Raw genomic sequence first — 14,173 nt, 5'->3', positions numbered from 1 at the left:
TCATAGCACAGTTTTACTATGCGTACTATTTGAAAGCTTAACATAAACTTATAATTGACTATCCAGCACGCAAAGATTAGAAGGTTCAAATTATGTTTAATGTCCACCATCAATCTGTTTAACACACACATTTCACTTGTCAAAACAGCCTTTCCAACTGCTCTGATCAGGTTTAAAAGCGTTGTTATATCAGCACTTAGTCTCCATTTGTAAATTTTATGATCAAAACCGGTTTGCTCACTCTTTCCGTTGCTATCATTTTTATGAATTCTAAATTTGAGGATGTCAATTTTTTATAAAATTTGTTTTTAATGAGACTTTACTCACACCATTGCTAATATGTGCAGTGTTAATTACGATGAATGGAACTCATTTTCACAATAAATTTGTTTATAATTATATAAACAATTAGTTTATAATTATTAATTCACCACACAAACCGGAATGTGTAACACCGATTTCAACTAAAAAAAGCCACCATCGTGTCAATTCACGATGGTGGCTACGATTAATCAGTTCACTTTAAGATTTCATGTTCAATCACGCTTGCCATGTCACTTGGTAGCGGGGCAAAGCAAGTAATCTGACGTTCAATGAAGGGATCATAGAAACTCACCCGGGCACAGTGCAAGGCCTGTCGATGGATCCAAGGATTGGTTTGCTGGCCATATAACCAGTCCCCAATCAAGGGATGTCCTACCGCCTCGCAGTGAACCCGAATCTGGTGTGTACGTCCAGTATGTAACTTGAGGGCCAATAAACTAGCTGTCTTAGACTGGGCACGTACCCAAAGTTCTGTCTTGGCTTGTCGACCATCAGGCCGTATGGCTCTTTTGACAAAAGAATCGTCAGCCCGACCGATTGGGGCCTCAATGACCAAATGATCCGTGGAAAAGTTACCAGTGGCCACCGCAATATAACGTTTATCCAATGTTTTTAGTTTCAATTGCTTATCCAACACTGAATGGGCAAAGTGATGTTTGGCAAAGATCACAACGCCACTGGTTTCCCGGTCCAATCGCGTCACGATATGAGTTACCGTACTAGGGGCATGAATTGTCATCAAGTGCCCTTTCACACGGTTAGCCAGAGTATCATCCGAATAGATATGAGACGGCACTGAGGCCATTCCAGCCGGCTTATTGACTACCAGGAAGTGATCGTCTTCATATAAAATGGCTAATGGCTTGAATGACGGTGAGACATGCGGATTAGTAGGTTCTGGCGGTAACGTCAGCCCCACAACCTGACCTGGCTGAGCCATCGCAATCACTCGAACTTCGCGACCATCCAAACTCACGATGCCGCCATGAAACTTGATTCGTTTTAGAAAAGTCCGAGTAACACCGTGAGCCATCAGAACCGTTCGTACGTGAACTGGCGACGTTCCCGCAACCCGCCACGCAAAACTAGTCATCAGCGTCCCTCCCAATAAAGGAAGACTCAACACGTTGCCAAAAATGCGTGTGCCGATACTCCGCAAAGGAAATTCGCTGCTTAGCGATCTGATAGGTAATGGCTTTGATTGGCCGACCTTCAATAGCTAACTGATCGCACATTAAAATATTATCCGATGCAGCAGCCGGTTCGATTCGAACCCACTCGTCGGCGGGGATAATCAGTGGTGATCCCAGTGTCCGGAAGACGAGATTGTTAATCGACGCAATCTCCGCCATTTGAACGGCATCGAAGTGCGGGCTTAACACGGCGCCTCCGACTGACTTATTGTACGCAGTAGAACCGGTCGGCGTTGACAAACACAGACCGTCCCCTCGAAAGCTTTCAAAAAGTTCATCTTTAATATAGACGTCAGCAACCATGGTTCCGGAAACTTTCTTGATAGTGGACTCATTCAATGCAAGGGCCTCGTCTGGATGCGTGCCATCCGCATACTCAACCTTAATGTTCAATAAAGGATAACTGACACTTTGTCCATTGTCCTTAATTAGACTCTTAATAAGCTCTTGAACCTCGTAATCCCGCCAATCTGTATAGAATCCTAGATGACCAGTATGAATCCCAACAAAGCGCACACGGTCCAGGCGATCGTTGTAGTGATGAAAGGCTGAAAGTAGCGTCCCATCTCCGCCGACGGTCACGACAATGTCGGGATCAAGACTATCAATAGTGATGTCGGCCGCTTCAAGCCCGGCCCTTAGAGCCCGTGAAACCTTCATCGAAGCCGGACCATTATTTCCAAAAATTGAAACCTTCATGCGCTAATCTTCCTTATCATGAGAAGTTTCTGGTGACATCCCTGGCTGTCCCCCACTCTTAGGGGTATAGTGCTGGGCTTCCTGAATTTCTTCTCGAATTTCTGACATTTCCGTGTCCAACTTAAATGCGGCCTCCGCAGCCCGCTGTAAACGCTGGCTGAGTTGTTCCGGAAAGGCACCTTGATACTTATAATTTAATGAATGCTCGATGGTGGCCCAGAAGTTCATCGCCAACGTCCGCACTTGAATCTCAGCTAAAATTTTCTTTTCTCCCGTGACCAATTGTACCGGGTACTCAATCACAATGTGATAGGACCGATAGCCACTAGGCTTTTCATTATGAATGTAATCTCGTTCCTCAAGAATCGTGAGGTCGGTTCGCTGGCGCAGTAAATCAACGACCTGATAGATATCCTCAACAAATTGGCACATAATTCGTAAACCTGCAATGTCTTGCATGTCCTTCTCAAGACGTTCCTCAGCGACGTGCCGGCGCGTCATCTTTTCTTCGATACTCGGAACTGGCTTCACCCGCCCTGTCACAAATTCAATGGGTGGCCGTTGATTTTGATTTTCAAATTGTTTCCGAATGCCACGGAGTTTAACTTTCAACTCACTTACAGCTTGTTGATAGGGTAATAAAAATTGATCCCAATTTGCTATCATGATGACTTTCCCCCAACCTTGTTTGCACGTCTCATCCTTAAATTTTACCATATTTCACAGTTTACCGAGACTAATTACGTTTTATTTGAGACACGTAATTTTTTCTGCCACTAGGTTCCCGGTCACGAGGCGTTTAGCTTTACCTAAGTCGAAAAATGTTGCATGATTAGGGTGCGTTTTAAATGGACGATTATTATCTCAAACAAATGTTCCGGATTGCTATTTTTTGAAATTTTGCTAAAGTAGTGCTATTGTTACTTTTTGTTTGGCAACCCTTGCTGATTGCCAATAAGGACAGATTATAGGAGGAAGCAATGTGTTAGAAGTCTATTTGTTCGTCAACCCATTAGGCGCTCGCTGCATGCGTTCCGAGCGTAACATCATGAAGTTGGCCGATCATCTTAATAGCAAGGTCTCATTTCAGTTTGTGCCCTTACTCAATCAGCAGATTATTGAGCAGGCTCTGCCTAAACGACCAACTTTGGCCGAACGGAATGCCTACTTTGGTGTTTACTACCAGGCGATTCTAGCCTACAAAGCTGCCTTGTTCCAAGGGAAGCACAAAGGCCGTGACTTTCTCTTAAACATGCAAACAGCGGTGGTTAACCACCACGAGTCCTTCTCTCAAGAATTGGCCCTTGAATTAGCCAAGGACTGCCGCCTCGATCTCGACATGTTCAACGAAGATTGTCAGTCTGACCTTGCCAAACAAGCGTTTAAGACCGATCAGAAATTAGCTGCCGAAATGAAGATTCAACAGTCTTCTTCCGCTGTCATCTTCAACTGCGACGTCTCTCAATATGGCTTGCTATTGAATGATGTCACCTATGACTCTCTCTGTGACGTTTGTGAGAGTCAGGGAGTTGCAACGAAAGAGATGTTAATGGGTGAACCTAATTACCCAGCCAATGGCCAAGCATCCTCATCACTTACTGGAGGACTGCATCCTCATTTGCGAGTGCTATAAATCGTTTTACCCCATAGACCAAGTCAATTTGACTTGGTTTTTTTGATCTCGAATAACTGGCATTATGCCTGGATTATGGTATGATTGAGCCATTAATTTTTGGAAAAAGGAGCAATTCCTATGCCAACAGCCATTGTCACCGATACCGCGGCGTACCTCACCGCCGACCAAATTGCGGCCAACCCCATCACCGTACTTCCAATCACGGTCATTTTAGGTGGTCATCAGTACCCGGAATCACAGCTAAGTCGCCAGACTTTCTACGATTATCTCAAGAGTGATCAGGAATTACCAACGACCGCACAGGTTTCCTTGGGACAGATCGAAGAGGCTTACGACCGTTTGGCAGCAGCCGGATTTGACGAGATCATCTCAATTCACCTCTCGAGTGGCATCACTTCCTTCATGAATAACCTGCGGGTCTTCTGTAAAGACTACACTAAGGCCAAGATCTTCCCGGTTGACTCTCTGGTAGCCAGCGCTGGTGAGGCAAACCTTTGTCTCCTCGCAGGTAAGCTCATTCAGTCTGGCCAGACCGGCGAAACGATCGTGCCTCAACTTGAACACCTTCGTGATACGCAACAAGTATTCTTCGCTGTTGATAACCTCAGTCACCTGGCTCGAACCGGCCGCTTGAGTAATCGGTCCGCCATGATTGGAAATCTCCTCAATATCAAACCCCTCCTCACCTTCGACGAAGCTGGTAAGATCGTCGCGATTGGCAAGGAACGGACGATGAAGAAGGCCTTTCACTACATGACCTCGGCTCTGGCTAAGGACCTGGCAGCGAACGACTATCCGATGCATGCGACAGTCATTGATGCCAACGACCCTGAACTTGCCCACCAGTGGGTCACTGACCTCCACACCCTCTTTCCACAGATTCGTGTGAGCCAGAGTCAGCTCGGCCCCGCAATCAGTGTCCACACAGGTGAGAAAACGATGGGTATCCTATGGCAACAAGATTGGCAATCCATTTAACTTGAATCTAGTAAAGGCCAGTGCTCTCAAAGCACTGGCCTTTTTATTAAGCTTAAGTCTCACCAATTAAATTCTTCATAGTAAACATCATCGACTGCTACCCCGTGCTGTATCAAGGCCTGACGCCAGGCACGTCCCATGGCCGGTGGCCCAGAGATCAAGTATAACGCCGGGGTCATCGTCAACTCTGCTACCGTTTGGGCTACATCGAAACGAGTAGTTTGGACATGTAATCTAAGTTGGGATTGGCGAGCCGCCCACGCCTGTAATTCCGGTAAATAAATAAACTGTTCCTGCTTGTGAGCTGTATAAAACAAGTCAATTGGAACCTCAGGAAAAGCCGCCGTTACGGCCAGCAGGGGAACCACACCACTCCCGCCACCAATTAAGACCAACGGCCGATCTGGATGGCTCTCTAGGAGAGTGGAGAAACGACCATACCCGCCAATCAATCGTGCCTGACTGCCCACTGCCACGTCCTGCACCTGAAGCGTGAAATCACCATCACCGCGAATCGCCAAGACAATTTTTCCCGAATCATCGACTGTATTAACCACAGAGAATGGATGTAGTTCTCCTAGACCGCGAATGGTTGGAAACTTGAGAAACACGTAGTCTCCCGGTAACACCGTGAGCTGGTGTGGCTGCCGCATCTGAAAGGTAAATTCCATAAAATTCGGTGCTAGTTGCCGACTTGCCACCAGCTTGGCTCGAGGCAAACGCCAGACCTGACAGTATTTCTGCCAAAGATAGAGCACGATCACCACCCCTGTATAACCGTTAAATAGCCAAATATAGCCCGTAATGGCCGTGATATAACTGATCAGCTGAACGTGGACAAAGACTAATAAAACAGCGACCAGGTTCAAACGATGAAGCCATATGGACAGCTCATGATGGAAAAAACGCTCCAAAGTGTGTTTGAGTTGTCGCAGCAGACGACTACGATTGGTTAGCCATCCTGCCATAAAAATTAACGAGTAGCCCATCAACCCGATAAAGAGATCGAAGGCCCAGTCCCCAGTCTGTCTGATTAGACCAAATGACTGGGTTCCCGTCTTATGCAGATAGGCCATGCCAATCGCCAACAGACTCAGGGTGCCATGAATGAAGTAGATGTTGGGTAAACCAATCAATCGATCCAGCCATTTTGGCCGGGTGCTCAGATAGATTACAACTAGAAACCAAACATAAGCAATCGACCCCCACTGAATCGCCAAAGACTCGCTCGCATATGCTGAAGGCAAGCCCAGTGCGAGAGCTTGGATCAAGGGTAACGGCACCACAAAGAGGAGGATGAGCCATATCACACCCTGCGCGTAGGACATTCTCTTGAGCATAGTCATTTCTCCTTTATTCGTGAACGATTCGGTCGGTTTGATCGACCAAGATCGTTGAAAACTGATTGTTGGTCAACCGATTGAACCTCGCTGCCCCCAATGCGATAGCCGCTGTGGCCCAAACGTCGGCCGTAATCAACTCATCGGCCAGAACTGTGGCCTGTTGTAACTGACATTGCGACCCTTGTCGGACAATGTGTTCACCGTGTTGACTGGTCCCAGAAGTTGCCATAGCCCCGTTACCCAGCTGATAACGGGCTAATAGCTGCTGTCGGTCTTGCGGATCTTCCACACCAACCTGCCAACGAAAATCAGTCGTTTCTGAAATGCCAACCTGCATGTCCCCTGCCCCATTAATTGCCGCAGCTGCTAACGTTTCATTCGTCAACAATGGCTGAAGATAGCGGGTAAACGCCCGTTGAATGGCCCACCCTTTGACAATTCCCGTCGGATCATAAGTGCCGTCAAAGAACGGATCAAAAGCCCCACCTGTAATCTTCTGTGCTTGGCTAGCAATGCCATAGACCTCTTGAAATTCTGAGGTAAAATCCATTGCTGCGAGTTCACCACGTTGAAACTGGCAAACCAGCGAACTGGGCCTAAACGGCGAGAAGTCGCGATCGATACGCTGCAGATACTGTGTCAGCTCCTGTAACAGCCTCTCAGCTCGAAAATTACGACCAACTGGGACCACGATCTTCACTAAAAAAGGCATGCCCATGGCTTTAATATGATGCGTCAACAGCTTTGAATTTGTCATAGCCTATGCCTCCGCTTGATCCAAGGCATCCTGTAAGGAGCCCTTGAACCCTTTGTAAGTCTCACTCGCCCCAGAAACCAATTGAATCTTGGCACTTTGTTTTGTCAAAGTCTCCGACTTGTAAACCGGCAATGCTTGGCTGTTAACCTCCTTGTCATGCGCATTTTCATTCGGATATTTGAGAACGTTTACCGTGGTAATCTTGCCGGCCTTGATCACTGCCTGAACTTGAACATCACCCCACCGTGTTGCGGTAGCCTTACCAGTATAGGTTCCATTTTGATAGGACTGCCGCTTAGAAGTGGCACTACTTTGACTCGTTGCAGATACCGTAGAAGATGATGAAGCACTGGATAAAACCGTCTGGACTGTGCCAGATCGATTCTTAAAGAAGAGGAGGTACCCGTCAATGACAATCGCAACGGTAACAATTAAGGCCAAACAGGCTTGCGTAATTTTTTTCACTTTCCTCACCTCATTTGATTTGAAGTATAGAAAGCAATCGTGAATTATTCATGAAGAAGCACTTACAAGCCGTCTAAGTTTGTTAAGAAAGTAGACAAAGTCCGCAACAAACGAAATAAACAGCACCTTGGCCGCGAGGGTCAAAGTGCTGTTTGAGATCAATCGAACTTATTTTTTCAGCTCACGCGCGAGCTGAGTAAACTCAGCTAGTCGTTCGTCGAAGGTCTGGAAAGCCCGATCGAGATAGTCGGATTGGGCCATGTCGACCCCGGCACGCTTCATCACTTCAAGTGGTGCGGCGGAATTGCCGGACTTGAGATAGGTTAAGTAGGCATTGCGCTTAGCAGAGTCACCACTCAAAATACGTTGTGACAAGGTAGTCGCTGCCGCGAAACCAGTGGCGTACTGGTAAACATAATAATTGTAGTAGAAGTGTGGAATCCGTGTCCACTCATCAGCGATCTGTGGATCGGTAATGACATTGCCGCCATAGTAACGGGCATTCAAGTCGCCATAGAACTTGCTCATGAAGTCAGCCGTAAGCGACTGTCCAGCTGCGGCCTGCGTATGAATGTAATCTTCGAATTCGGCAAACTGAGTCTGACGATAAACGGTTCCCTTGAAGCCATCCAAATAATGATTCAAGACGTAAGCCCGAACCTGCGGATCGGTCTGTGTCTTCAACAGATAATCTGTTAACAGATTTTCATTAGTTGTCGAGGCGATTTCAGCCACGAAAATGGAATAGTAGCCGTACTGGTAAGGCTGGTTAGATTGGGTGTAATGTGTGTGCATGCTGTGACCCATTTCGTGAACCAAGGTGTAAAGACTCTCCAGGCTGTCCTGCCAGTTAAGAAGAATATATGGCTTCGTGTCATACATCCCACCGGAGTATGCGCCAGTTCGCTTACCCTTGTTTTCAACCACATCGATAGCTCGGGTATCGAACATCTTCTGCACATTAGCCACATAGTCTGGTCCTAACACGGACAAGGCCTTTAAAGCTTCTTGTTGGGCTTCAGCGTAAGTGTATTTTAAGCTAGGTTCTCCGGTAATCGGCGTATAGAGATCATACATGTGGAGCTCTGGTAAGCCCAGAATTTCCTTACGTAACCCAACATACTTTTGTAAGGAATCTAAATGTTGGTTAACGGTTTTCACCAGCGTGTCGTAGACAACAGCGGGGATCTCATTACTACTCATGGCCGCATCACGAGCAGACCCGTAATGCCGGACCTGCGCCATATAATTGTGAGTTTTAACCTCGCTAGCTAAGGTTGAAGCAAAGGTATGACGGAACTGCTGATAAACGCTATAAAGGGCCTTAAAAGCTTGTTCACGAACTTCAGGTGCCGTCGATTGTAACAAGACCCCGTAGAGGCCCTCGGACAGGCGGACATCGTTACCTTCCTCATCCTTGACGACTGGGAATTGAAGATCAGCATCGCTCAAAACGCTATAGGTCTTGGCGGAGGCTCCGAAGATATCACCCGCGCCAGCTAACAATTTTTCTTCTGGTGCTGATAAGGTATGGTCACGACGTTCACTCAACACATCGAAGACATGCTGGTAATCAGCTAACCGTGGTTCAGCATCAATCAGGCTCTGCAAGGTTTTAGGTTCCAAGCTCAGAACTTCCGGTTCGAACCAAGCCGTAGCCGCAGCCACTGTCGCGACCAGACTCTCAGCTTGACCAGAAAGGTCTTGCGCGTGAGCATTACTGGTATCTTGGTCATTCTTAAGGGAGGCGTAAACGTCAAGCCGCTCTAATTGTCGATTGAGATCGAAAATGGCCGTCGTCACCTGGTACAGTTGTTCACCACTCGTGGCAAGTTTACCTTGCAATTGTGCCACCTTTTTGGCTTGCGCTTTGACCGTGGCTACCGCCTGGTCAAACCCACTATCATCGGGATAAATCGTGGTCAGGTCCCAGGTCAATGCCGTTGGAACCGCTGAACGTTCGGGAATTTGTTTCACTATCCTCATCCTCCTTTAATTTTACATATAGATAGTTTAACACTTTTACCGCGACGTTTGGCGACCACAAGTTATTTTCTCTCATTATTTTCTAACCATTCATGACCATCACGCGCCCACGCCGGTATCACTAGAATTTGCCACCCGGTTTCCGTTCGCTGCAGATAATGGCCCGTCGCCAAATCTGTCACGAGGTCTGCCAGAGCTAAGCGCAGCGTTTTCTCTCCGGCAAACCGAATGCCACCCTCGCTATGGCCGCCAACTAATACTAGGCCCTCTTGTGCCAATTGCCAGAGCTCGGGAACCGTCCACTGTGTTTTCCGTGAAAAAATCCACACCCCCACGACAATTCGCCATGGAATCGGTCCGCGACCAAAGATCGGCAAATAACTACGGGTCGTCCCAAAAACTTGTGGAAACCCCGGTAGGTTCTTTCCCAATCGGTAGAGTGTCTCTTGTAGGTCACGAAGACCGGTATTGCCTCGCAATAAATCCAGCGTCAATCGTTGCCGATAGGCTGGTAGAGATATCGATGGCAGTCGTGAGGCAGGTTGCGGTCGACGCAAGTCATCTATCGCAGTTAGCCAATTGGTAGTCGCCATAATTTTTCCGGTCGCCATCTGCTGTAAATGGTGGTCTAACCGTAATCGCTGGCGGTTCACATCCCAGAACAGAAGGCACAGTCCCCAGCCTGGCATCTCCCAAGCAAACCGATCAACAAGCCCCCAATTTAACTGTTGACGATGATATCGTTCACCAAGAATCCAGCACGGAAAGACTTTGATCTTCTGATAACCTGCTGTGCGTACGGCCACTTGATCGCGACCAATGGGACTACACTGAAACTCGATGGCTACCGGTTGATGATCATGACGGTCAAGCCAACAATCCGCACGCTGATCAATCTCTGGCAAGATTTTTTCAAGCCTGCCGACACCCCAAGGGGCGAAGAATGTCGCTAATTGCCGTTTTCCACAAATGTGTTGTGCCGACTCGCCCTCCGTCGCCACGACACAATCCCCCAGTGTATGATGGGCAAAGTACGGCGGTACTACCCGGCCATGATGCAAGACCACCCGCTCATGACAAGCCGGGCACTGATACCCCGGGTGTCGATCCGCCCCACTCGCATCGATTAGTCTTCCTGCGAGCCACGCAATCAACATGACCTCACCCCCTCACCAACTAACTCCGTGGTTACGGGTCAAAAATTTCAACCAAAATAAAAAAGTTAGGCCTGGATGACCTAACTTTGGCAATTAAGCTTCGGTTGGAAAATGGGCGATCACTTGGTAGATAGGCCCTTTGGCCGAAAACTTTTGTTCGTATTCAGTTTGAATATCTTCGACACCATCGGTTGCAGCATGCAGGTCCAACCAGACACCATCAAAAATCATTGGGTAGTTATTAAGACTCCACAGGGAATATTCGAACAGACCACGATTGTCGGTCTTGAACTGAATCCGACCCTCCTGAGCCAAAACATCCGCATAATGGGCCAGAAAGACGGGAGACGTCAAACGACGCTTAGCGTGACGTGACTTTGGCCATGGATCGGAAAAGTTGAGGTAAATATTTGAAACTTCACCCTTGGCAAAAAAGGTATTGATCGCCTCACCATCCGTCCGAACCATTTGAATATTCGTCAGTTCACTGGCGACAACCTTCTTCAGGGCCGCAGCAATGACCGACATCTGGATTTCAATCCCAATAAAGTTACAGTCAGGGTGTTGCCGGGCCATTTCAACAATGAATTGCCCCTTTCCCGTCCCAATTTCAACACTCAGGGGTTGGTCCTTGGGAAAACGGCTTTGCCAGTTACCCATCAATGCTTCTGGGGTCTCTACCATTTGATCGGGGTGATCAGCCAAATAATCCTTCGCCCATGGCTTGTTACGTACACGCATCGTATATCCTCCTTTAATGACAACGGCGGGCGCAAGGTTATCCTCGCTCCCGCCAAAAAAATCAGTCTGTGACTGCCTCTCGGGTCAGTCGTTCGAGTAAAATTAAATGTTGATTCATAATTTGAAACCGTTGTTGGTGATAGCTTTCCGCAATTACGGTCAAGCAGTGAACCCTGGCATACCAGTTCACTCGAGCCGTTAAGTCCGGGGTCACGCGTTCACCGTAATCCTGTAACCAACGTTGCCACTCCTCGACGGGCACATACTCGCAGAGTAAAGCACCGAGATCAAACGCTGGATCAGCAAAGGTTGCCGCATCCCAGTCCACCAGGTAAAGGCGACTACGGTCGGACAACAGCCAATTCTTATGATTCAAATCACCATGACAAACTTCATAACGGGTCTTGGGCAGCTGTGGCTGTTCACTCTGCAATGTGGCAAATGCCGACTGGATTAACGGATGACGCCGTAAATCCGAAGCCAGCGCCGGTTGCAAGCGCGTCAATAGCTGGGCGGGCGTGGTGAAACGTCCGCCGACTTTTAATAACATATCATGCAATAAATGAGAATGATGAACGCGATGTAATAACCGTGCCACACGTTGCTCGCGCATTTCCTCGCGATGCAGTGTCCGGCCATTCAACCATTCCTGAGCGGTCATGACGTCCCCAGATGCCAAGCGTTTCGTCCACACTAACCGCGGTGTAATGCCTTCCATGGAGAGTGCAGCCAGAAATGGTGATGCATTCTGTTTTAGAAACACTTTTTGTGAGGCTTTAGTGCCCATATACGCTGTGCCGGTATTACCGCCCAGCGGATACAAGCTCCAGCCATCACTGATGTCCAGTGCCATGTCCACTCCTCCTCGATTTGTCAGCTATTATTAATTCTATTGGGAAATCGAGGCCGCGTCAAGCCCTATTTTCAGCCGAACGCTTCAAACGTTGCGGTGTATAGATTCGTGCCAGATACCAAACTTCCAGCGCTTCAACAATCAAGGTTACCACCGCTGGCAAGAGTTGTTGGTTAGCGAAAACCACCACAAGCCACAGCAACACTGCTGTGACACTGAGAATCAATGTCATCAACGTTACAAAACTCTTCAACCGTTGTACAGCCGCGACCGGATAGACGTGCGTAAAAACAATATCGTCATACTGATGGAAGAATGGTAATAGTTGAAACCCGATCAGATAGATGAAAAGTGCCGCTAGAATCACAGGCAACCATTTCCCCCGAATAAAGTACAACAACAACATGCCAATCACCGTCAAGCGGACAATCAGGCCACTGAATTCAGTGCCCCGCGCCATCCCCCGGCTGAACAGATAGAGATAAGTCTGCTCGTGAGTTGGCTTGATCAGATGGAAAATTCCATCAAGATAACGGCGCCGTTTAATGGTTCCAGATAACATGGGCACTTCGGTAAACATATTGAAGAATCGATAAATTCCCAGCATTCGATTATCCTCAATCTTAATCTGTTCACGCCAACGAATCTGTTGCGTCTGCCAATGTTGTTGGAACCAAACAACCACGGCAACATCAGCCACAATCGCCAGAATAACGGCCACGATGGGCGTGATCCACAGTCCACAAGCCAGAATAATCAGACTCAGGCCCCATTTGATCGGCCAGCGATTCATCCGACCCTGGCCCGTCACCTGATAGGCACTGGCGAGATCTAACCGTAACAGCGTGTCCTTCAAGACCACTTGGGCAACTAACAGAAACAGTACAGGCGTCACGGACCAGCCAAGGGTCACCGCTAAGAATGGTGACAAGAGGAAAATGGCAATAACCTGCGTAGCCTGTGCAATCACCTGACTGTACCGTCGAGCGGCGATCAGGTAAGCATGCATGGCCCGCTCCTTGGGAAGCAAGAAGACTCGGTCAGCATCCTCGATAAGGGTCGCCAACCGCCCAATCTGGGCCACAATGGTCAGAACCAATAAGGCCACCAGTGGCGCCCACCATTCATGCCCACGAAGTTGTTTCAACACATTCGAGTAACCCAGTCCTAATCCACCAAGGAAGAACAGTAAGGCAAAAACAAAGAAGTCATTGAAAACCAACCGCAGGTACTTCGCCATTTCCCGGAGATGGCGCTGCAATCGGGTCTTAAATAAACCGGTCATGAGCGATCAACCTTCGTCATCGAAAGATAGATATCGTTCAACGATTCCCCCGCTTCCGGAAGAGCGGCTTGTAATTCGCTGAGGGTTCCTTCTGTCTTCACCTGACCGTCGTGGAGTAACACAAAGCGATCGCAATATCGTTGGGCGGTATCCAAGACGTGAGTGGACATCAGAATGCTGGCACCCTGCCGCTTGCGTTCCTCAATCAGAGTCAACAGATCGTTGACAGCCAATGGGTCAAGCCCTAAGAAAGGTTCATCAATGATAAAAAGTTTCGCTGGTGTCAGAAAGGCACAGACGATCATGACCTTTTGCTTCATCCCCTTAGAAAAGTTTGCGGGGAACCAGTCAAGCTTATTGTCTAAGCGGAACGTCTTCAAAAGTTTGTGGGCTGTGGTCCAGGCTTTCTCGTGGTCCAAGTCATAGGCCATCATCGTCACCTCGAGGTGTTCTCGCAAGGTGAGTTCCTGATACAGAACCGGTGTTTCCGGAATATAAGCAATCTGCTGTTTATAAGCCTGACTATCCTGATCAATCGTCACCCCATTCAAGGTAATCGTCCCCTGGTGAGGCGTTAACAGGCCAATGACATGATTAATCGTGGTGGACTTCCCGGCACCGTTCAGTCCGATCAATCCTACCAATTCGCCGTCCTTAACATCAAAACTAATATCTTTTAAGACGGGAATTTGGGAGTAACCTCCGACAACATGGCTGACTTCTAAAGCCATAAACATCCCTTCATTTCTTCATAAT

General features: G+C 48.0%; 14 protein-coding genes. 2 read left to right on the top strand and 12 right to left on the bottom strand.

Features of this window, described 5'->3' with window-relative positions; genetic code table 11:
* Positions 1 to 517: 517 nt before the first annotated feature.
* Genes EKM71_RS00335 through EKM71_RS00325 form a run of 3 tightly spaced genes read right to left on the bottom strand, consistent with a single transcriptional unit; the run spans position 518 to position 2,882 of the window.
* A complete protein-coding gene (locus EKM71_RS00335) occupies positions 518 to 1,417 on the bottom strand; it encodes an RluA family pseudouridine synthase (RefSeq protein ID WP_125572702.1) in 900 nt (299 codons plus the stop codon).
* A complete protein-coding gene (locus EKM71_RS00330; RefSeq protein WP_125572701.1) occupies positions 1,410 to 2,216 on the bottom strand; it encodes an NAD kinase in 807 nt (268 codons plus the stop codon). Before EKM71_RS00330 ends, EKM71_RS00335 begins: the two co-directional genes overlap by 8 nt.
* Before the next feature lie 3 nt (positions 2,217 to 2,219).
* Complete coding sequence (locus tag EKM71_RS00325; protein ID WP_125572700.1) at positions 2,220 to 2,882, bottom strand: GTP pyrophosphokinase; 663 nt, start codon at positions 2,880 to 2,882, stop codon at positions 2,220 to 2,222.
* A 316-nt stretch (positions 2,883 to 3,198) separates the two neighbouring features.
* Between EKM71_RS00325 and EKM71_RS00320 the strand changes: the two genes are divergently transcribed.
* Both EKM71_RS00320 and EKM71_RS00315 read left to right on the top strand, forming a co-directional pair.
* Positions 3,199 to 3,849, top strand: coding sequence for a DsbA family protein (locus EKM71_RS00320; RefSeq protein WP_125572699.1), 651 nt, complete (start codon positions 3,199 to 3,201; stop codon positions 3,847 to 3,849).
* 120 nt (positions 3,850 to 3,969) lie between these two features.
* Complete coding sequence (locus tag EKM71_RS00315; protein ID WP_125572698.1) at positions 3,970 to 4,830, top strand: DegV family protein; 861 nt, start codon at positions 3,970 to 3,972, stop codon at positions 4,828 to 4,830.
* 59 nt (positions 4,831 to 4,889) lie between these two features.
* Here the strand turns inward: EKM71_RS00315 and EKM71_RS00310 are convergent, their stop codons facing one another.
* From EKM71_RS00310 to EKM71_RS00270, 9 genes are all read right to left on the bottom strand, one after another.
* On the bottom strand, positions 4,890 to 6,170 hold the full coding sequence (locus tag EKM71_RS00310) for an FAD-binding oxidoreductase (protein WP_125572697.1): 1,281 nt from the start codon (positions 6,168 to 6,170) through the stop codon (positions 4,890 to 4,892).
* Between the two features lie 13 nt (positions 6,171 to 6,183).
* Positions 6,184 to 6,930 carry an FAD:protein FMN transferase gene (locus EKM71_RS00305; protein WP_125572696.1) on the bottom strand — a complete coding sequence of 249 codons (747 nt, stop codon included), beginning with the start codon at positions 6,928 to 6,930 and terminating at the stop codon, positions 6,184 to 6,186.
* 3 nt (positions 6,931 to 6,933) lie between these two features.
* Positions 6,934 to 7,395 carry an FMN-binding protein gene (locus EKM71_RS00300; protein WP_125572695.1) on the bottom strand — a complete coding sequence of 154 codons (462 nt, stop codon included), beginning with the start codon at positions 7,393 to 7,395 and terminating at the stop codon, positions 6,934 to 6,936.
* Between the two features lie 168 nt (positions 7,396 to 7,563).
* Positions 7,564 to 9,381 (bottom strand): oligoendopeptidase F, encoded by a 1,818-nt coding sequence (gene pepF / locus EKM71_RS00295; protein ID WP_164504687.1) that lies wholly within the window; start codon positions 9,379 to 9,381, stop codon positions 7,564 to 7,566.
* Between the two features lie 62 nt (positions 9,382 to 9,443).
* Positions 9,444 to 10,538: a competence protein CoiA gene (locus EKM71_RS00290; RefSeq protein WP_125572693.1), complete on the bottom strand. Its 1,095-nt coding sequence runs from the start codon at positions 10,536 to 10,538 to the stop codon at positions 9,444 to 9,446.
* 93 nt (positions 10,539 to 10,631) lie between these two features.
* Positions 10,632 to 11,279 (bottom strand): tRNA (guanosine(46)-N7)-methyltransferase TrmB, encoded by a 648-nt coding sequence (gene trmB, locus EKM71_RS00285; protein ID WP_125572692.1) that lies wholly within the window; start codon positions 11,277 to 11,279, stop codon positions 10,632 to 10,634.
* 61 nt (positions 11,280 to 11,340) lie between these two features.
* Positions 11,341 to 12,132, bottom strand: a complete 792-nt coding sequence (locus EKM71_RS00280; protein WP_125572691.1) for a phosphotransferase family protein — start codon at positions 12,130 to 12,132, stop codon at positions 11,341 to 11,343.
* Positions 12,133 to 12,190: 58 nt separating this feature from the next.
* On the bottom strand, positions 12,191 to 13,417 hold the full coding sequence (locus EKM71_RS00275) for an ABC transporter permease (RefSeq protein ID WP_125572690.1): 1,227 nt from the start codon (positions 13,415 to 13,417) through the stop codon (positions 12,191 to 12,193).
* Complete coding sequence (locus EKM71_RS00270) at positions 13,414 to 14,148, bottom strand: ABC transporter ATP-binding protein (RefSeq protein ID WP_125572689.1); 735 nt, start codon at positions 14,146 to 14,148, stop codon at positions 13,414 to 13,416. Before EKM71_RS00270 ends, EKM71_RS00275 begins: the two co-directional genes overlap by 4 nt.
* Positions 14,149 to 14,173: the final 25 nt, after the last annotated feature.

Source organism: Levilactobacillus huananensis (assembly GCF_003946145.1).
GTDB lineage: Bacteria > Bacillota > Bacilli > Lactobacillales > Lactobacillaceae > Levilactobacillus > Levilactobacillus huananensis.
This window is presented reverse-complemented; position numbering and strand designations above follow the sequence as displayed.

Coding starts and splice junctions, on each gene's coding strand:
- EKM71_RS00335 (WP_125572702.1), bottom strand. CDS start 1,417: ATGACTAGTTTTGCGTGGCGGGTTGCGGGAACGTCGCCAGTTCACGTA.
- EKM71_RS00330 (WP_125572701.1), bottom strand. CDS start 2,216: ATGAAGGTTTCAATTTTTGGAAATAATGGTCCGGCTTCGATGAAGGTT.
- EKM71_RS00325 (WP_125572700.1), bottom strand. CDS start 2,882: ATGATAGCAAATTGGGATCAATTTTTATTACCCTATCAACAAGCTGTA.
- EKM71_RS00315 (WP_125572698.1), top strand. CDS start 3,970: ATGCCAACAGCCATTGTCACCGATACCGCGGCGTACCTCACCGCCGAC.
- EKM71_RS00310 (WP_125572697.1), bottom strand. CDS start 6,170: ATGCTCAAGAGAATGTCCTACGCGCAGGGTGTGATATGGCTCATCCTC.
- EKM71_RS00305 (WP_125572696.1), bottom strand. CDS start 6,930: ATGACAAATTCAAAGCTGTTGACGCATCATATTAAAGCCATGGGCATG.
- pepF (WP_164504687.1), bottom strand. CDS start 9,381: ATGAGGATAGTGAAACAAATTCCCGAACGTTCAGCGGTTCCAACGGCA.
- EKM71_RS00290 (WP_125572693.1), bottom strand. CDS start 10,538: ATGTTGATTGCGTGGCTCGCAGGAAGACTAATCGATGCGAGTGGGGCG.
- trmB (WP_125572692.1), bottom strand. CDS start 11,279: ATGCGTGTACGTAACAAGCCATGGGCGAAGGATTATTTGGCTGATCAC.
- EKM71_RS00280 (WP_125572691.1), bottom strand. CDS start 12,132: ATGGCACTGGACATCAGTGATGGCTGGAGCTTGTATCCGCTGGGCGGT.
- EKM71_RS00275 (WP_125572690.1), bottom strand. CDS start 13,417: ATGACCGGTTTATTTAAGACCCGATTGCAGCGCCATCTCCGGGAAATG.
- EKM71_RS00270 (WP_125572689.1), bottom strand. CDS start 14,148: ATGGCTTTAGAAGTCAGCCATGTTGTCGGAGGTTACTCCCAAATTCCC.